Below are 18,286 nucleotides of genomic sequence, written 5' to 3' on the forward strand. Positions count from 1 at the left end.
AAGTGCTATCTGACAAAAACAAGATGCGCATTAATTGGGTTCCATTTCTTTAGGAGCGGCTGAGGAGGTATTATATAGAAGATGATTTACCATAGCGCGCGAGAAAATAAACAATACCTGCCTATCCATGTTCTATACGAACAGAACAACATTTAATAGACAGATATTTATGCCAGAATATGATGATGCTTTGAGCAAGATTTTCAGTAGTGCGCTTGACGCTTCGGTTGATGGTGTCGTGATAACCGATAACGCGCAACCGGATAATCCGATTATCTACTGTAATAAAGCATTTTGTGATATTACAGGATATTCCAAAGATGAAATCGTCGGACACAACTGCCGCTTTCTGCAGGGTAATGACAGAAGCCAAGACGTTAGAAAAGAAATTGCACGTGCCGTAGCAGAAGGCAGATCTTGTCAAGTAGATATTCGTAATTACAAAAAAGACGGCTCCCTGTTTTGGAATGAACTATCTATATCACCCGTGTATGGGATAAAGGGGGAAGTAACGCATTTTATAGGCATACAAAATGATATATCTCGACGCAAGAACGCCGAACATAATTTAAAACTGGAACGCGAAAATCTTGAACGCCGAGTAAAAGAGCGAACCAGAGAGTTACAGGAGCACGAACAATTCTTAAAGGGAATAGTAGAAACCATCAGAGAAAGTTTACTTGTCCTAGACCCCAACTTGAACATCGTACTGGTAAACAAGCATTTCGAAAAATTCTTCAAGGTTAATGCCAACGAGCTGCTCGATAAAAAATTGACAGACGTATTGGAGGGCTCTTGGAATATTCCAGAACTTATAGATCTTCTAAAAAATGTACTCCCAACCAATAACCCCTTTGAAGATTTTGTTGTGGTGCACGATTTTCCATACATCGGTCAGCGCAGGCTTATTTTAAATGCTTCGCAGATATCCGTTGGCGGCAGCTTTCAGGATTGGATACTGCTCGCTATGGAAGACATTACCGAACGGCATGTGATTGAGAAAAAGAAAGATGACTTTATAGCCATTGCTAGCCATGAGATGAAAACGCCCCTCACCGTTGTAAAAGGAAACTTACAACTTTTAGAAAGGATGATCAGCAAAGGTATAACGGATGGATATCAGTCCCGTCTTCGCCAGTCTATGGATTCTCTTGACAACCTCTCCACATTGATAAATAATCTCTTAGACACCTCTATCCTATCATCTGGACTAAATAAGCGAAAATCCGAGCTACTAACGCTCGCTGAGATCGTCAAGTTTCCCTTGGATCAAGTATCCGCTGTCTACCCAAGCCATGACTTCGCAGTAAGCGGTGAGCTAGAACTGCGTATACTCGGCGATAAGGATCAATTAATACAGGTACTCACCAACCTGCTGACCAATGCCGCCAAATATTCCAAAGATTCAAAAGCGATAAAACTGCACGTTGGTCGGGTTGGTAATTTTGCAAAGATTTCAGTTACCGACAACGGGATAGGTATAGCTAAAGATAACCACAAGCGAATTTTCGATCGATTTTACCGTGTATCGGCAAACGACAATGCATTCTCTGGAACTGGTATCGGCCTTTATATCTCTCAGCAAATTGTTGCTGATCACGGCGGTACGATTTGGGTTGAAAGTGAGATAGGAAAAGGTGCTATGTTCAGTTTCACCGTACCCCTATCAATGTAGCTCGGATATTAGAAATATTTCGATGGAAGCAAGCAATCATCAAGAGTTTATGCGAAAGGCCATTGCCCTTTCCAAGCAAAACCTTACTACCTTACAAGGCGGGCCATTCGGCTGCGTTATTGTAAAGGACGGCAAAATCTTAAGCGCAGCAGCTAATTCTGTCACTGCTGACTGCGATCCAACGGCTCATGCTGAAGTCAATGCGATCAGGCAGGCTGCTAAAGAACTAGGTAAGCCCGATTTGAGCGGTTGTATCTTGTATAGCAGCGCTGAGCCTTGCCCAATGTGCCTCAGTGCTATCTATTGGGCCAACATCGCCAAAGTATACTACGGAAATAGCGCAGAAGACGTCCAATGGGCAGGATTCGGCGATCAATTCCTTGCCGATGAGCTACAAAAACCACCTCGTCAACGAAGAATACAATTGGAGCGTATCTGTGCAAGCGAGGCCATAAAGGTTTTTGAGCTGTGGCGTGGCGCTTCAGGCAAAACAGCGGAGAACCTCAAGGATGGATCCTTGTAAAGAAATCTTAGCTTTACCATAATCGAAGGTCATAAATTTCAATTATTCTTACAGGAAGCAGGGTTGACTTTCCTGCACGTTGCAAAGTTATCGCCGCTGCTAGACCATTGGGGCCAGCCCCTACCACTATTGCATCATAGTTTTTTTCCATTACCATTAATAAATTCTCAATTTATGTCGGCTACATCGGCAAGGTAAGCCGCTCCATCCTTTTCAATGTCCCAGCCGACTACCGGATTGAAGTGGTAACCAACTTTAGACTCGCGAGCTTTCACTAGCTGATTGTACGTTGGTTGTTCGTAACCCGTTTCATCGATTACCTTACTTAATATTCGAGTTGGTTTGCCATCCCAGTTCCACATCAGGCGAAAGGCCGTATGTGCTTTTTCAAGTACCGGCCCTTGAATATGAGCCTGCTGCCAATGCGCACCGTCATCGGTACTTACCAAAACCTGTTTTACCTTTCCCCTTCCACTCCAGGCAATACCACGGATTTCTTGCCAGCCCTCTTCAATTTTCTTGGGGTAAGCCGGATATGTAATTATTGAGCGCGCATCCATTACTAAACTAAACATTCTGATCTTACCATCCTTTACTTTCTCGGTATATTTAGAAGTTTCTTCGCGCGTCATCACCGGCTCGTCCGTTAGCTCGATGCGTCGTAGCCACTTGATCTGGGTATTTCCCTCAAATCCAGGTATCACAAGGCGCATGGGATAGCCTTGCTGGGGACGGATTGCTTCGCCATTTTGTCCATATGCAATAATGGCTTCTGGCAACGCCTCATCTAAAGGTACGCTACGCGCCATCAGCGCCCCATCCGCACCTTCTGCTAAGAACCATTTTGCAGATGCTTTCACGCCAAGATCGCGCAAGATGGTGGACAGCAGTACGCCCGTCCACTCGCTCTGACTAGTCAGCCCACAAACCTCCTGTGGCGTCATCTCACGCTTACCATATCTAAAATTCCCCGAGCATTCAATAAAACAAATACGGGAAACCGAAGGATAGCGTTTGAGATCTGCTAAGGTCAAGCGTATAGGTTTGTCCAGTAGTCCATGGATCAGCAACTCGTGTTTATCGGGATCGATAGTTGGTACCCCTGCATGATGCCGCTCAAAATGCAGATCTGCGGGGGTTATGGTTCCATAAAGGTCCTGCAATGGTGTTCGCGAAGCTGTCGATGAAGTGAGTTTCTTAGGAGACTCAAAAGCCGACCGATAACCAACCTCGCCCGTTGGCCCACCTTGCACCTTGCTAGGATCTACAACGATCTGCGTAGGCGTAATAGGTTCAATAATCTGATTTCTTGACCCAAAAAACAGGTAGCTTGTCAGGCCAATACCTACCAGCACGAATATAAATACAGCTAGACCCAAGCTGCGTTCTGACCATAATTGCGATACTTTGCTCTTATTCATTACTTATTATTTTACTTCCGATCCACCTCGTCTGTCGTCTATTACGTAGCGCTTCAGCGCCGGCATCTCGATCAGGGGAAGCGTTCTTGCATTGATTACTTTATCTTTGGTTATTATCTTATTTAAGTACAGCAGGTAGGCCGTGATGTCATAGACCTCTTGATCGCTTAGCGAACCTGGCGCGTTAAACGGCATCGCCCGGCGCACGTAATCAAAAATGGTCGTTGCATAAGGCCAGTAATTGCCAATGGTATTTTTTCCTGTGCTGTCACTCACCAACTTATCATATGGTCCTTCATACCCATTCACGCCGTGGCAGGAAGCACATTTCTGCCGGTAAAGCAGTTCACCTGATTTCACCGTACCTTCCCCATTTTCAGGAAGGCCCTTGCCATCGGGACGTACGTCAATATCCCATTTAGCAATAAATTTCTTATCGGCAGCTTTTCCAATCTGGAATTGTGCCGGCCATGTCTGTTGGTAATTATCCAGACCGTCATCCCATCGCATATGATAAACCTGCGTGGTGTCTATCGCTTGCGCATCTCTGGGTTCGACCGAACAGCAAACAAAAAGACAGTGCAACAGCAAGAGACCATATGCATGCAGCTTAATCATACTGACCAGCGTCGAGTTTACCCGGTGAAATCTTATAATCTTTCTTAACCTTATCCAAGACGACATATAGCGAGTCTCTATTTTCATCAATTCCATGCAGCACAACCCGATTACCGTTCTGCTCGATTTTATAGGACACTACAAAACGCTGTCTTATTTCTTTTTGCGCCATCTGATCAGCTTTAGCGAATTCACGCAGACGACGGGCAGTTCTTGCCCGAGCATCGACATAAGAAGCCTCATTCCCCAAACGCGCTTTTACCTCTGCGGGAATCCACTCAGCAAGGGTAAGACGTGGTTGGTCATCGTCTGCTTGTTTTGCCAGTCGATCGAGGTAGTTTTTCACGCCAGCGTCACCACCTTCACCGGCCGTAACATTGCGTTCGTCAGGAATCAGCTTATATTTATCTTCCAAGTAAAGCGTTTGTGTGGCATTATCGGCATAATAATGGAAAGCTCGTTGGCCACCAGCAACCCCTGAAATTTCGAAGGTTCTGTTCACATCGCGTTTAGGATCTCCCCCTCCGTTAGACAAGTCTAGCTTGAGCGGACGATTTACTTTGAAGGTCAAGGTTGACCAGCGTTCAAAAGTTGCCGATTGCCAGCGTATGCTGTCCTTGGGATTGAAAGGCCTTGCCACACCGTTGATCTTAAACTCGGTGACGTTATAGTTTCCACGTAGTTCTGCTACGCCTTTGCTGGATGGCTGTTTATACGGATCGTAGCGAAAGTCCACATATTGCAGATAAAAGAATACGCCCAAGAAGAGGAAAATGGTGAAAGTCTTAGCTAGCAGACGCAGTACCTGCGGAATAGTACTGAATGTAGGGAACGATAAGTTTACTCTTGAAGGGACCTCTCGCACAAAAACTTCATAGTAGGGCCGGAAGTAAGGTACCAGCAAAAATAAGCTCAGGAGCACAAAATAAGAGCTGTACACATGCACGCCTCCATCATAGGCAAAATTAACGGCAACGATGGCCCCTAAAGCCCCAACCAGCAACGTCGAACCTAGCGCTACGGTCTTGCGGAAAAGTAGCATGGTTCCCGCACCTACTTCAACAATACCGGCAAAAACCTGATACCAAGGCACTATACCAAATGACAACCAAAATATTTTTTGGGTGGTCAGATCCCCATAGTCTGTATCTAGAATACCAAAGGACGGATAAGGCATCTGCACGGGAAACAGTTTGGTAAAACCAAATCCAATGATGCCAAGTCCTGCCCGGTACCGCACCACGACATTTAGCCAATAGTAAAGACTGTTGTACTCCTTTCGCGGCCACTTGAAGATCGATACCAAGAGTGTCCACAGTAATCCTGCAATAGTGGCAAAAAAGAGTGTATTGACCCAGATACTGTAGCCTTCTAGACGGTAACCGAAGGTTGTTCGACCAAACCAATTAACACCCGAACCAAACCTGCAGATATCGTATAGATCTCGGTAATCCAGGTTCAGCCAATCCAGCGCGATAACCTGCTGGTACCATAGCGGATTATTAGGTACGGATATGATAATAAAAAAAACGAAACTTACCCTGAATGTAATTAACTGCCATAAGGGCCAACATTTTTCTGAAGTGTGGTTTATTTCCTTTTGGGCATCCACATCACGTATTTTTTTTTCAAGTATAGACATAGTTAAAGCAAACCAGTGGTTTATAGTGTTATAATTTGAAACCTAATCTTCTGCGACCTTCTTTTTTCACCTCCTGTAGTAGATATTTTTTATCAACCTTCGATAAGCTGACAATCAAAGAATCGCCTTGGAGATTACTACCGTTCAAGGTAATATGACTGCTATCTGGACGATCGATCGCGAAGGTGTAGCGATCGTTTACATAATTTGGATTAGGATTCTGCAAAGTGAGCTGCTTTTCATCGCCTGCCGCCGTGTATCGGTAATACAACCGGTCGCCAACTTGCGCATATTCGTAATCACGCTGGGCATCTTGACGTTTTAAAAAACCTGGACTTTTGGTCGTTTTTATCGTTTGGTTCACCCGTACACTGAGCGTATTCCATTTTTCGAAAACTACATCCTTCCAGCGCAGACTATCTGTTGGTGAAAATGCGAGCGTATCACCGTTCAGTATAAAGCTGTCCACTGCATATTTCCCGGCAATCCCCGTTAAACCCTTTTGCTGGGGATAGTAAAGCGATGAGGAACGGCTAACATCAACTGCACGAAATCCGACAAGCACAGCAAATATGATAAAGAACACGAATTTTGCTGACCATCTCCATCGCCCCCAGTTTGTCAGCTTCCAGTCAAATTTCCAGCGTTCAGGCAAGGTGATCTGAAGATTTACAATCAATTTGGATAGGCGCCCAACATCGTAAAGAAAGATAGGTAAGGTCAGCAGCACAACATAAGCCGAAGCTAGGTAGTAATCACCAGCATAGGCAAGATCCGCTAAAAATACGTTTCCGTAGAACGGTATAATGATGATAACCGCTAAAAAAGATGTGCGACGGAACAATAGCAACAGCGCAGCGAGGAGCTCTACCACCCCAAGAAAGATGAGGTAAGCGGGCGCGGCGGATAGACTCAGATAAAGATGCTTAAGATCCGCAAAGTACCCATAACCTGTATTGAGATGGCTAAGTGATAGCTCAGGAGCGAAAATCGCAAAAAGCTTGGTAAATCCAGCGACGAACAAAATGGCCGCTAGTCGAAAACGTACAAAGATCCGTAGCAGATAAAAATATAGCGCGTCTCGATCAGGAGCTTTCCGTTCTTTTTTGAGCCAAATGGCAGCGCCGATCAGCGCAAAGGACAAAGCTAGTAACCAGTCATAGATATGCGGTGATTCACCAAAAAAGTGCGGTAAAAAAACAAGCAGATTAAACAGGTCGGTTACCAGATAATTCCACCGCAGTTCAAAAAGCGTACTATAAAAATCTGCCTGCAAAGGCAGGCTTAGCAAAATAATGAAGAGCGCACCTAGGCGAATAAGATATCTTTGCCAAGGGGCATATACAGGAGCGAAAGTTGTTTGATTTGCCATAGTGATCAACTATTAAAAGGAATAACCCGGGTTTTGCTCCAAACTAGGATCTGCCAGTATTTGGCTATACGGAATAGGTAACAGCAACCTAAAGGATTCACTGATGCTGAGCACCTGCTGCGCTCTACCAGTACGCACCAGATCAAACCAACGATGTGCCTCAAAGGCAAATTCAAGCCGGCGCTCGTTCTCGATCCACAACAAAATTTCAGCTTGGTTTTCGGAATTTGTACGGGAAGACAGAAGCGCCCTTGTTCTCACGGCATTCAGATCATCTGTCGCTTGCTGGTAATCATTGATCCTAGCGCTAGCTTCGGCACGTATTAGATAGAGCTCTGCTACGCGGATGATGTAGGTAGGATCTGTGGCAGGACTGCGGTAATATAAATTGCCATACCATCTATTCTGATTGTCTCTTGCGATGAGCTCATTTCTAGCGCCACCAGTTTCTGGAGTATTCAAGAGTGATACCAACGCAGCATTGGGTGCCCACTGCCGCGTTCCACCATTGGTTTGTGGCTGCCACTGCCCCCGATGCGGGTTGAGTTCATTGGCGTTATAAAACAGCTCAAAGACGGATTCCCGCGTTCCCGTAACGTTATTCCTAAAGAAGCTATAGTAAGGATTCAGTAGCTCATAATTCGTATCGCTCAGTAGCCTATTGGCATACGATATTGCTTGTGCCCACTGTTCCGTGTACAGGTAGAAACGTGATTTAAGTGCCCAAATCGTCTTTTTTGTAAAGATAAATCTGTCGGTGGTTTCTCCTAATAGTTCTTCAGCTGCAGATAGATCTGAAAGAATCTGTGCATAGGTTTCTTCGCTGCTACTGCGCGCGATCCCCGCATTCTGTCCCACACGCTCAGTCGGCTCCAGAATAAGCGGTACACCTCCCCAAATTCGTGCTAAATCAAAATAACTTAGCGCTCGGATAGCGTAAGCCTGTCCTAGGATACGAGCTCTGTCTTCAGCCGCTATATCCAGCTCCTGATTATCCCGCAGCACTTTAATCACATTGTTTGCGCGATTCACTGCCTGATATATGCCATTCCAAGTTGATGCAATGGTCGAATTCTCCGCATTCACCCGATGATTAATAAACTCCTGAATCTGGGATTGCGATCCCGTCCATTCCACATTGTCCCCCGATAGGTAGGCAATAGATTGAAAATTCACGCTATAGTAATCACGCAGCGCTACATAGGTTCCGTTCAGTGCAGCCTCCGCGGATGTCAGGTCGTTTATCACGTTGTCCCCCGATATCGAAGTTTTGGGATCCACTTCCAAAAAGGAGGAACAGCTACTACTTAGCAGCAAATAAGCTATATATATAAGAAAATGACGTTTCATGATTAAAGGGTTAAGTTGATACCTAGTTGAAAGCTCCGTGGCTGTGGTGGCGTACCTAAATCGATTCCCTGCTGGTTAGCCGATCCGTTAGCAGCCGATTCCGGATCAAGTCCCGTATAGGCCGTCCAGGTGAATAGGTTGGTCGCCTGCGCATAGATGCGTAGTTTGGATACCGCAAGGCGTTCCAATACCTTACTACTCACATTATAACCCAAGCTAACTGTGCGAAGGCGCAGGTATGATCCATCTTCTAGCCATCGGCCTCCACCATCCTTGTAATTGTTATTATTTACACCATCCGAGCGAGGTACATCGGTGATGTCACCGGGCTGCTGCCAGCGATCTAGGTTGGAAGCGAATATGACGCGTGCGGCATCGCGCGCGCCCCCGGCTTCTCCAAAGAAGCGATTATGGTTATACACCTCATTGCCAACGGAAAAATTGAAAAAGGTCTGTAGATCAAAATTTTTATATTGGAAATTATTTGACAATCCGCCAAAATAATCAGGCCATATACTGCCCAAGATCTGTCTGTCATCGGTTGTTATCTTTCCGTCGCCATTGACGTCCTCGTAGACAGCATCACCAGTCGCGGGATCCACGTAGAGTTGATTGTACACCCAAAATGAATACATTGGACTACCTTCTTGGAATAAAATAAGATCACGGCTACCAAAATTCATCGGTTTGGCCAGCTTTTCGATGTTGTTAACATTACGCGCGATATTCAGGGAGCTACTCCAAGAGAAATTTTCCTTTTGGATATTCACCGAATTTAAGGTTAGCTCAAAGCCCTTGTTACTTATCTCAGCCGCATTGTTTAGATATTCACCAAATCCGGTTGTTCCCGGCAATACTTCCGTTAGTAGGCCATCGGTGGTATACTTGCTGTAGTAGTTAACAGCTAGGGATAGTCTATTTTTAAAAAGCGCGGCATCCAGACCAATATTGAACTGCGCGGTCTTTTCCCAGCTCAACTGCTGGTTTGCAAGCTGCTCGGGCACAATACCGGCCGATCCTTGATAGGACGTGTTTACACCCGACCAAAGCTGCCTTGAGGCAAAAGAATTGATACCATTTTGGTTTCCCGTTATACCATAACTACTCCGCAGTTTAAGATCGTCTAAAAACGTGACGTTTTCCAGAAAGCTTTCTTTTTTCAATCGCCAGGCAAGCCCCACTGCGGGAAAATATCCCCATTGATACCCCTTGTTAAACTTGGAAGAACCGTCTGCTCGCAGTGAAAAATCGATCAGGTAGCGATCATCATAAGCATAATCGATACGACCGAAGAAAGAGGCCAAATTGTACTTGTCCCAATCTTGCGAGCTGGTTGTATTAGCTGCCGCACTGATCAATTTAAAATCATTGGTTGCAAAGCCCGTCCCGCTGGCCGAGGTCAAGGAAAAAGTAGAGCCTTGCAGCGTGTTTCCGACAAGCAACCCGACGGTGTGCAGTCCAGAAAACTTCTTACGATACGTTAGGGTCTGTTCATTGATCCAAGTGGTGGCCTGACCAATGGCTGAGGTGGCCAGCCCTTCGGGGCTACCTGCTATCAACAGGTTATTCCAATACTCGTGCTCATCATATTGATTATAGTCGAGACTAAACGTTGAGCGAAACCTCCAGGATGGAGAAAATTGGTATTCACCGTAGAGATTCCCAATGTAACGCAAGCTGACTGAACCAACATCATAATTATCGAGTAGCAGGGTAAGATTATCAAAACCGGCTCGTCCGACCAGTACACCTTGATCATTGTAAGGCGATAGGTAGGTCGGCGTATGCAATGCGGCTTGCAGAATCCCTCCTTGGGGACCATCACCAGCGCGCCCCTGGTTACGACCGGTACGACTTAGCGAGTTACTAGATCCCACTTTGATTTTATCATTTACTTTCTGATCCGAGTTGAAGCGAAAGCTTGATCGGTCAAAAGAAATTGGGCGAAGGATGGCTTCTTGCTTATTATATCCCCCACTCAAGTAATATGTCGTGTTATCACTACCCCCATATAAGGAAATATCCGCACTATGTACACCCGCCGTTCGAAATGCATCGGACAAACGATCGTAGGTCTGCTGCTCTGCGGGCGTTCCCCGACCGCCCTCAGCGGTAGATACAAAAGGTTCTGCACGACCGATATTTCCATTGTACTCATTGACCAGCAAAGCATGCTCTTCACCGGTAGTAAGATCCCACAGTTTGGCTGCCTTAGCTCTTCCACTATATAGATTAACGTCTATTTTTGTAGCCTGACCATTCTTGCCTCTTTTGGTAGTAATTAAAATAACACCGTTGGCCCCCCTAGATCCATATAGCGCTGTTGCCTCGGCATCTTTTAGCACTTCCACAAACTCAATGTCAGAAGGATTGAGATCGGCTATGGGTGAAGTGGCCTTACCACCAGTGTTGATCGTCTGGAGACTTTCGGAATTTACAAATACACCATCAATTACGTACAGCGGATTATTATTAGCGTTGATGGACGTCGCCCCACGCAGTCGAATATTGAGAGCCTCCCCAGGAACACCTGTATTGCTGGCTACCTGCATGCCGGCAACTTTTCCCTGCAACTGGGCGTCGAAACTTCCTGTAGGAATAGCGCTTACATCTTTTAATCCAACCTTTTCTATAGAGCCAATGAGGTTCTTTTTTTCGACAGTCGTATAACCTACAACTACTACTTCATCCAAATCCTCTGAAGAACGTTTAAGCCGGATGACCGTAGGCGATGTATTGACCACAAGACGTTGCGATTGATACCCTACATAAGACACAAGTAGCGTAAAGGGCAATTTTTGGCCGGTAACAAATTGAAAACGCCCTTTTTGGTCTGTTTTCACGCTGTGCGTGACGGCCTCCAATTTGATGGTCACGCCTTCAATACTCTCCCCTGTCAGATCATCTAATACGACACCTTGCAGGGTTGCGTTAATAATGGGTTGGGTTTCCACTTGCCCCAAGGCCAATTGGGAGAGTAACAGAAAGGTGGAGAATATACAAAGTACACCATACTTTGATAGTCCAATATTTTTCATACATGAATATTTAATAGTTGATTATTACAAGTGCCAACGCCAATTGATTACTTGTTAAGTCATTATTTAGTATAGGAAGCCCAGCCCCCTCATACTGCGTCACCAGAAGGTGATGGAAACTACATTTGACAGCACATTCGACCGTAGATATCCATCAATTTACGGCTGAAAGAATAGGAAGAAAAGTAAGAAGGTTGGTTGATGATTTTTTCCATTTTGATTAATTCATTTTAAATAGTTAATGTTTGCACACGCCACGTACTGGCTTTCAGTGCACTTATCTACAAATATATAAATATAAACAAAAAAGACTACAATATTAGTAGTCTTTTTTTTATTATAGAAAGTCATTCTCGCTAAAAATCTACAACTGCAGCAGACTAAATCAGCAAGAAAAGCTGCGGATCAGCAGCCAAAAATATAATCTCTTAAATCCGAAACTAAGGAAAGGGAGCTGTAGCTCCCTTTCTGGCGTTGGTGTTTACTGATTAAGCAAACTATTTGAAGAAATCCTTAAAACTATAATTCTACCATCCTTTTACGGCACCGCCCCCGAAAATCTCTTTTGCAGCAAGCTCAGCGGCGTTTGACTGATATGCTTTAACAAAATTTTTTATGTCCTCATTATCTTCCTCTCCTTTTCTGGCAACAATGACATTCACATAGGGAGAATCTTTACTTTCGACTATAAGACCATCGATTTCAGCACGAAGACCAGCTTGCCGGGCAAAGTTGCTATTGATTATTGAAAGGGTAACCACTGGATCATCAAGTGTACGCGGAAGTTGTGGTGCCTCAAGTTCTACAATTTGGATACGCTTGGGGTTATCTAGAATGTCCCTAACGGTTGGTAGAGATCCTTTCTTCGGTGTTAACGAAAGGAGTCCGGCCTGTTGCAATAACAAGAGTGCCCTTCCACCATTTGCCGGATCATTTGGAATGGTAACAGTGGCACCATTAGGAAGTTCACTTATTTGCTTGATCTTTTTCGAATATGCGGCTATTGGATATAGAAACGTTTTTCCAACAGCCACTAAATGGTAGCCGCGATGAACAGACTGTTCTTGGAGATACGGCACATGTTGAAAAGCATTGAGGTCAAGCTCGCCGTTATTTAATGCCTCGTTCGGCACAACGTAGTCATTGAAAAGCACCAGTTCAACTTCAAGTCCATATTTCGCTTTGGCTTCTTTTTGGACTGCAACGGCGATCGCTCTTTCCGGCCCCCCGGTGATCCCCACCTTTAGTTTTTTTGAGCCATCAGATCCGCTGTTGCATGCACCGGCATGTAGTAACGAGCTTAGTAAAGCAGTGTAAATTAAAACTCTATTAATCATATTGAAATTCAAATAGCCATCATGTTTTAAAAGTGAAACATGACGGCAGTAAGGCTGACCTAGGTACTATTGCCATACCTACTATTTTACTTCGTCCGAATTGGTATACATAGGTTTGATTATTCAATCGACTTACCATGAACAAACTCGGTATTGGGCCTGTGAAAAACTGTTGTGTAGGGCTCCACACTACGCGTAAGCCACACGTTACCACCAATAATCGAATGATGGCCAATAACCGTCTCCCCACCAAGAATTGTTGCGCCCGCATAGATGATGACATAATCCTCGATAATGGGATGCCTACGCTTACCCGCAAGAACCTTATCCACACTAAGCGCACCCAAGGTGACTCCCTGGTACAGCTTTACGTGATCACCGATGATCGCCGTTTCACCGATCACCAGCCCTGTCCCATGGTCAATATGTAGATATCGGCCTATGGTGGCTACTGGATGGATATCTATACCCGTACGCTCATGGGCGTACTCGGTCAATATACGAGGAATGAGCGGCACATTATCAAGCCATAGCTGATTTGCCATACGGAACATGCAACTCGCCAAAAATCCCGGATAGGTCCTTATCACTTCACTAATGTTACGCGCCGCAGGATCTCCCTCAAGGATAGCAGTAGCATCGTCCATCATCAGATCATAAAGGTCCGGGAGTTTACTAAAAAAATTGGATACTACCCAAGTGTGGTCACAAGCTGCGCAATCTTTGCTCTTACTAAGGAGATCATAAAGCTCATTTTCTAGTAGTTTAAAACTCGCTTTCAAAGCATCAAGCGTCAGCAGCTTTTTTGCGTTACGCTCAGGAAATAACAGACGAAATACGTCTCTAGCCCACTCCCATATCCGCACATTACTGGGCATATCATGTGCCTGCCGCTGCCTTTCAAATATATGTTTATAGAATTCTTCCATCTAAATAGTGTCTTGTAAGATTATGTAGGAACTACTGCGCAATTTGACAAAAGACAAACCTTTACCGTCCGAAGGTATGTTAATGCCAAGAGCAGTCAACAAAGGTTCCTGATAGCTACAACAGCTGCTATTGGAGCTGTACACAGCTAGGATTACAGAAAATCATAAAGCAAGCTAGATAACGAACCATCTGGAATCGAGCTAAACGAAGCGGATTTACTTTTTTCCAACTCCAATGATTGGCTTTTTGAAATTGCTTCAGTATTGGCACTCGGAATATCTTCAATCAGCTTTATATCATGAGCTATGTAGACTAATTGAACACCAGGGATCTGCCTCAGCAAAGTAGCCCCATAAGACAGTAGGTACTGCGCATTTAAATAACCTTTCCCTAATCTCGAGCCTTGCAATCGATCTGTAGCAACTTCTCGTTTTATTGTTTGTCTAGCCATGGCGTATAGTGATTTAAGTAGTAATCAAATCAATCGATCTTAAAATAAGAGGGTTTTATAAAACCTATAAAACCCTCCCTGCACAAAACATAAATAAGAGCCTAATAATAAAAAATAATACTTTTTAAGCAATTATAAAACTAAATTGAAGAGAAATCACCTACATTCCAGCAGCAAGAATATCAAGCAAATTATTCATAAGCTGCTTTAAAGTAGATGCAGAACAAATATAACACAGTCTTGAATAAAAACAAAATAAAATCTATAAAATTAATAGACTTTATTTTTTTAATTAGCAATCACTTCAAACCGACCTCCGCATCTGTAACGCTGAAAGCAAGATAACTCACTGCTGACATGATTAATATTAAACCAAAGTCAACCTTATCAAGCAAGATCAACTAGAGGGTGACCATACTTAAGCTTTGCATTTGCTACTAACAATTTTGTAAGTACTGCAATTCGAGTGAAGCAATAAATACCTTTACGATCTCAAACACATAAAAATGAATTTAGCAAAAAATATCATAGGATTTCACCATGTCTCCATCAAGGCGAACGATCTAGACACGACGATAAACTTTTACCAAAATCTTGGATTTAGCACAGTCCATGGCTGGTCCCTGCCGGAAATTAATATGCAAAAATGTGTGATGATGTACAATAGATCGATCAATTACTATTTGGAGATATGTGACAAGGGTGCGCAAATGCCTACTCAAGGAAGAGCGCGCAAGGACGGAGATGAATATATTGAAAATGCCCTGCTGCATATGTGCTTTACAGTCAAAAATGCCGCCGCCGCACGAACGGAAGCACTGAAGTACGGGGCAAAGGAGCTAAGTGAATCTGCTATAGAACTGGAACTCACCAGCGTCGAAAAATCTGTAAAGGTAACCAACAGTCTTGTATATGGCCCAAATGAGAAGTTATAGAATTCCTCGAAAAGGCAACCTTTGATTAGTGCTGAAAGGTAGCAAGGCTACCTAAAACTTCCTCTAACTTACGCCCTTTAGCCGTTAGTGAATATTGAGAGGAAGTTTTACTTTTTTGCTTTAAAACCAGTCCATCACCTACCAGTTCATTAAGCTGCTTGGAGAGCGTTCGATCACTAATATCAGGAAGTAGGAGTTTAAAATCTGAATAGGATGCATCCCCTTTAAGCAATCTCATTAGCAAAGAAAGCTTCCACCTACCACTGATATAGGAGAGTGTTTTAAAAGCCGTACAATTAGACAATAGTGCTCGTTCGTTATGCGCATTTGATGAATTTTCTTTTCTCATATTACAAAGTAGATCGGGAATGCTTTTTTGCAGACTTGCCTACACAGGTCCAAATTGATTCGAAATTACATAATTGTAGCATTCAATAGTAACATCATGACTAGCTTCAACGCTACCGAACAGTATACAAGAGGATTACATTTTCAAGGTTCCCATCTACGATCGCTCAACCAGCAACAAATACCCTTATAAAAATTTGAATTTGATATATTCCCTGCACTCATTACTAGACGTCCGTGATTAATGATGAAGAGCAAGGCATGCTTTATGTGTCATGGCAATAAAATATGAACGCGCAGTATATAACGAATTCCCAAAATATCTGTGGCACTAAATGATATGGCTAGAATTATAGCTACTCAAGAATTTGGTTCATCATAAAAAGGCCGTTCCGAAAAATTGGAACGACCTCACAACAACGAAACAAATTATCCTTATGGTGGGAGACCTGATTCTTTTATTGTTGATTGATGGACAAACCCACCTGACGGTATCGCGTGCTAGGCTGAATTTCAGCATTCCCGTCCAATTGCAGCACTAAGATTCTATTCCCAGACGAAGCACCAGCATCCAACACATTGACTAACACCTCTCCAAAACTGCTATTTGCAGGAATGGTAACTGTTCCAGCCATGCTATAATGTGTGCCCTGCACGGCGGTAGACTCTGCTGAAACGACACTATAAGGAATCTCGATAGCTGATGAGCGCTGCGGACCGACTAAATTAACACGTAAGCGAATCTCACCCGAGGTCCTCGTGATTAGTGGCTGTGCATTATTCACGGCGGCACCGTACACGGGCACCCGTGTAAAGAGCGCATATTCCTTACCGGAGGCCTTTGCATTGAAGGTTGTTGCATCCCATTCCACCAGCGTATCTGTAAATAGGATCTCTTCGTTCTTAATGCAGGAGATCGAAACCAGCAAGAGCACGACTCCAAAGATCAATTGGATAAACTTAAATTGTATTTTTTTCATGTTCATTCATATGATGTGATGCTACCCTAAGAAACCAAAGCTTTTCATTAGTTACTAGGCAGTAGCAAGACTGATTTACGATTGTTTAATAACCAAAATTTTGCAGTATATCACCATCGCTGCCATCCACATCCGACTGCGGAATTTGAGGCAAGATCAAGTAACTTGAAAATGGCACCACCGAGTTGGTGTTAGGCTTGGCGAGATCCGATCCACGTCTCTTTAGGTCAAAAAAGCGATGGCCTTCAAATGCAAATTCCAATCGACGCTGCAGTAAAATCTCCGTTAAGAGCTGGGATGCAGATAGTCCTGCAACCGGGGTCAATCCGCGATTGGTACGAATGCTGTTCAGATCGGCTAAGGCAAGCACTAAATTCTGTTGACTTCCCGATTCGGCATAAGCTTCCGCCCTGCTCAAATAGACTTCTGCGATCCGCAAAACTGGCACATTGTCCACGTTTACCGCACCACCTCGTCCAAGGAATTTGGTGACCTCCACATTGGGGCCATTAGTCCTATTGGAGCCGCCGATTTCGAACAATCTATTTCGCACATCCGTGGAACGTGCTGTAATGCGCGCGGAACTGTTACCGTTGTTGGTTACGGTGATTCCTAATGCCGTAAGCAGATCCTGCGTGGGTACTAGATCACCGTGTCCAGCCGCAGGTTTCTTTGGTAAAGCAGGATCCCGACCTGGAAAATTGTCGGTCACATCATTATCAGGAGCGCTTGATCGTGCCGTGAGCGTTGCAAACAAGGTTTGCAGGGAAACGTTAACCCCCAACGTTTCGCCTGCCGTAGCGTAGGTCACTTCAAACAAAGACTCTGGATTTGTTGCCGCCGTAAATCCGGCAAAATACCCATTTTCATTAAGCAGTTTGGTTCCACTTGACGCAACAAGCTCATTCCCTAAAGAGATCACACGCGGATAATCCTTATTGTAGAGCGCGACCCTCAATAACAGTGCCTGAGCCGCCTGCCTGTTCGCTTTGGATGGTGCGCCACTTAAGTTGTTCAACTTCGTGATCGCTTCCTCCAGATCAGCATATATGGCCGCATACACCTCCTGAATACTTGCACGCGGCGTGCGAGCATTAAGCGCACCTTCAGCAGTAGAAATAGCGGTCAATATAAGCGGCACGCCGCCCTTATTCTGCGCTTCCACCACAGCACCTGGTATATAAGCGTAGGTGCGCACGAGATCGAAGTGGTACAGTGCACGCAAAAATTTCAGCTCGCCCTCCCAAGCCGCTTTATCGGCATCGGATATCCCGACACCGGAGACGGACGGCACCGCCTCCAGCACAAGGTTGATTCTGTTTAACGCATTGTAGGCCGTGCCCCACTGCGAGAAATGTGAACCGCGCGTATTTAGTACCTCGGTGACATAGCGACCACTATTTTGGGTTGCCCGACCGTTATCGGCCAATGCTTCGGGAACCCCGATAAGTCGGTTACCATAAAATGCTTCTCCTTTTAAGGTTGCATAGATTGATGTTATCGTTGCATTAATACCGTCTCTCGTCGTCAGCGCAACGCTGGCATCAATACTATCTTTTGGATTCAAGTCCAAGGTATCTTTACAGCCTGCAAAAGCGAATACTAATGCCGTAAAAAGTACGAGACTGCGTATTGTTAATATAGATTTTCTCATTTTTTTTCCTTT

16 protein-coding genes are annotated in these 18,286 nt (G+C 44.4%); 3 read left to right on the forward strand and 13 right to left on the reverse strand.

Annotated elements, in window-relative coordinates; all coding sequences use genetic code 11:
- Positions 1-169: 169 nt before the first annotated feature.
- Entirely contained in the window at positions 170-1,675 is a 1,506-nt protein-coding gene (locus SCB77_RS01385; protein ID WP_320184642.1) for a PAS domain-containing sensor histidine kinase, read from the forward strand.
- A 22-nt stretch (positions 1,676-1,697) separates the two neighbouring features.
- Complete coding sequence (locus SCB77_RS01390; RefSeq protein ID WP_320184643.1) at positions 1,698-2,198, forward strand: nucleoside deaminase; 501 nt, start codon at positions 1,698-1,700, stop codon at positions 2,196-2,198.
- A gap of 13 nt (positions 2,199-2,211) precedes the next feature.
- Here SCB77_RS01390 and SCB77_RS23120 read toward each other — a convergent pair whose 3' ends face one another.
- The 10 genes from SCB77_RS23120 to SCB77_RS01435 form a co-directional block, all read right to left on the reverse strand.
- Positions 2,212-2,355, reverse strand: coding sequence for an FAD-binding protein (locus SCB77_RS23120; protein ID WP_407028954.1), 144 nt, complete (start codon positions 2,353-2,355; stop codon positions 2,212-2,214).
- Positions 2,356-2,365: 10 nt separating this feature from the next.
- Positions 2,366-3,619 (reverse strand): sulfite dehydrogenase, encoded by a 1,254-nt coding sequence (soxC, locus tag SCB77_RS01395; RefSeq protein WP_320184644.1) that lies wholly within the window; start codon positions 3,617-3,619, stop codon positions 2,366-2,368.
- A 6-nt stretch (positions 3,620-3,625) separates the two neighbouring features.
- Positions 3,626-4,237: a c-type cytochrome gene (locus SCB77_RS01400; RefSeq protein WP_320184645.1), complete on the reverse strand. Its 612-nt coding sequence runs from the start codon at positions 4,235-4,237 to the stop codon at positions 3,626-3,628.
- Positions 4,230-5,879 carry a hypothetical protein gene (locus SCB77_RS01405; RefSeq protein WP_320184646.1) on the reverse strand — a complete coding sequence of 550 codons (1,650 nt, stop codon included), beginning with the start codon at positions 5,877-5,879 and terminating at the stop codon, positions 4,230-4,232. Before SCB77_RS01405 ends, SCB77_RS01400 begins: the two co-directional genes overlap by 8 nt.
- Positions 5,880-5,907: 28 nt before the next feature.
- Positions 5,908-7,251, reverse strand: coding sequence for a hypothetical protein (locus SCB77_RS01410; RefSeq protein ID WP_320184647.1), 1,344 nt, complete (start codon positions 7,249-7,251; stop codon positions 5,908-5,910).
- Between the two features lie 12 nt (positions 7,252-7,263).
- A complete protein-coding gene (locus SCB77_RS01415; RefSeq protein ID WP_320184648.1) occupies positions 7,264-8,601 on the reverse strand; it encodes a RagB/SusD family nutrient uptake outer membrane protein in 1,338 nt (445 codons plus the stop codon).
- 2 nt (positions 8,602-8,603) lie between these two features.
- On the reverse strand, positions 8,604-11,639 hold the full coding sequence (locus SCB77_RS01420) for a SusC/RagA family TonB-linked outer membrane protein (protein ID WP_320184649.1): 3,036 nt from the start codon (positions 11,637-11,639) through the stop codon (positions 8,604-8,606).
- A 527-nt stretch (positions 11,640-12,166) separates the two neighbouring features.
- A complete protein-coding gene (locus SCB77_RS01425; protein ID WP_320184650.1) occupies positions 12,167-12,976 on the reverse strand; it encodes a MetQ/NlpA family lipoprotein in 810 nt (269 codons plus the stop codon).
- 119 nt (positions 12,977-13,095) lie between these two features.
- The gene (locus SCB77_RS01430) at positions 13,096-13,905 is read right to left on the reverse strand and encodes a serine O-acetyltransferase (RefSeq protein ID WP_320184651.1); all 810 of its coding nucleotides are present in this window, start codon (positions 13,903-13,905) and stop codon (positions 13,096-13,098) included.
- A gap of 152 nt (positions 13,906-14,057) precedes the next feature.
- Positions 14,058-14,357 (reverse strand): hypothetical protein, encoded by a 300-nt coding sequence (locus SCB77_RS01435; RefSeq protein ID WP_320184652.1) that lies wholly within the window; start codon positions 14,355-14,357, stop codon positions 14,058-14,060.
- A 506-nt stretch (positions 14,358-14,863) separates the two neighbouring features.
- Between SCB77_RS01435 and SCB77_RS01440 the strand changes: the two genes are divergently transcribed.
- Complete coding sequence (locus SCB77_RS01440; RefSeq protein ID WP_320184653.1) at positions 14,864-15,292, forward strand: VOC family protein; 429 nt, start codon at positions 14,864-14,866, stop codon at positions 15,290-15,292.
- Between the two features lie 25 nt (positions 15,293-15,317).
- On the opposite strand, the gene SCB77_RS01445 is transcribed toward SCB77_RS01440, so the two are convergent.
- From SCB77_RS01445 to SCB77_RS01455, 3 genes are all read right to left on the reverse strand, one after another.
- Positions 15,318-15,641: a winged helix-turn-helix transcriptional regulator gene (locus tag SCB77_RS01445; RefSeq protein WP_320184654.1), complete on the reverse strand. Its 324-nt coding sequence runs from the start codon at positions 15,639-15,641 to the stop codon at positions 15,318-15,320.
- 457 nt (positions 15,642-16,098) lie between these two features.
- Positions 16,099-16,620 (reverse strand): hypothetical protein, encoded by a 522-nt coding sequence (locus SCB77_RS01450; RefSeq protein ID WP_320184655.1) that lies wholly within the window; start codon positions 16,618-16,620, stop codon positions 16,099-16,101.
- Positions 16,621-16,705: 85 nt separating this feature from the next.
- Positions 16,706-18,274, reverse strand: a complete 1,569-nt coding sequence (locus SCB77_RS01455) for a RagB/SusD family nutrient uptake outer membrane protein (RefSeq protein WP_320184656.1) — start codon at positions 18,272-18,274, stop codon at positions 16,706-16,708.
- Between the last annotated feature and the right edge of the window lie 12 nt (positions 18,275-18,286).

This window comes from Sphingobacterium bambusae (assembly GCF_033955345.1).
Lineage (GTDB): Bacteria > Bacteroidota > Bacteroidia > Sphingobacteriales > Sphingobacteriaceae > Sphingobacterium > Sphingobacterium bambusae.

What these genes read in the sequence shown, in the direction of transcription:
- SCB77_RS01385 (WP_320184642.1), top strand. Translation starts at nt 170, where the DNA reads ATGCCAGAATATGATGATGCTTTGAGCAAGATTTTCAGTAGTGCGCTT.
- SCB77_RS01390 (WP_320184643.1), top strand. Translation starts at nt 1,698, where the DNA reads ATGGAAGCAAGCAATCATCAAGAGTTTATGCGAAAGGCCATTGCCCTT.
- SCB77_RS23120 (WP_407028954.1), bottom strand. Translation starts at nt 2,355, where the DNA reads ATGGTAATGGAAAAAAACTATGATGCAATAGTGGTAGGGGCTGGCCCC.
- soxC (WP_320184644.1), bottom strand. Translation starts at nt 3,619, where the DNA reads ATGAATAAGAGCAAAGTATCGCAATTATGGTCAGAACGCAGCTTGGGT.
- SCB77_RS01400 (WP_320184645.1), bottom strand. Translation starts at nt 4,237, where the DNA reads ATGATTAAGCTGCATGCATATGGTCTCTTGCTGTTGCACTGTCTTTTT.
- SCB77_RS01405 (WP_320184646.1), bottom strand. Translation starts at nt 5,879, where the DNA reads ATGTCTATACTTGAAAAAAAAATACGTGATGTGGATGCCCAAAAGGAA.
- SCB77_RS01410 (WP_320184647.1), bottom strand. Translation starts at nt 7,251, where the DNA reads ATGGCAAATCAAACAACTTTCGCTCCTGTATATGCCCCTTGGCAAAGA.
- SCB77_RS01415 (WP_320184648.1), bottom strand. Translation starts at nt 8,601, where the DNA reads ATGAAACGTCATTTTCTTATATATATAGCTTATTTGCTGCTAAGTAGT.
- SCB77_RS01420 (WP_320184649.1), bottom strand. Translation starts at nt 11,639, where the DNA reads ATGAAAAATATTGGACTATCAAAGTATGGTGTACTTTGTATATTCTCC.
- SCB77_RS01425 (WP_320184650.1), bottom strand. Translation starts at nt 12,976, where the DNA reads ATGATTAATAGAGTTTTAATTTACACTGCTTTACTAAGCTCGTTACTA.
- SCB77_RS01430 (WP_320184651.1), bottom strand. Translation starts at nt 13,905, where the DNA reads ATGGAAGAATTCTATAAACATATATTTGAAAGGCAGCGGCAGGCACAT.
- SCB77_RS01435 (WP_320184652.1), bottom strand. Translation starts at nt 14,357, where the DNA reads ATGGCTAGACAAACAATAAAACGAGAAGTTGCTACAGATCGATTGCAA.
- SCB77_RS01440 (WP_320184653.1), top strand. Translation starts at nt 14,864, where the DNA reads ATGAATTTAGCAAAAAATATCATAGGATTTCACCATGTCTCCATCAAG.
- SCB77_RS01445 (WP_320184654.1), bottom strand. Translation starts at nt 15,641, where the DNA reads ATGAGAAAAGAAAATTCATCAAATGCGCATAACGAACGAGCACTATTG.
- SCB77_RS01450 (WP_320184655.1), bottom strand. Translation starts at nt 16,620, where the DNA reads ATGAAAAAAATACAATTTAAGTTTATCCAATTGATCTTTGGAGTCGTG.
- SCB77_RS01455 (WP_320184656.1), bottom strand. Translation starts at nt 18,274, where the DNA reads ATGAGAAAATCTATATTAACAATACGCAGTCTCGTACTTTTTACGGCA.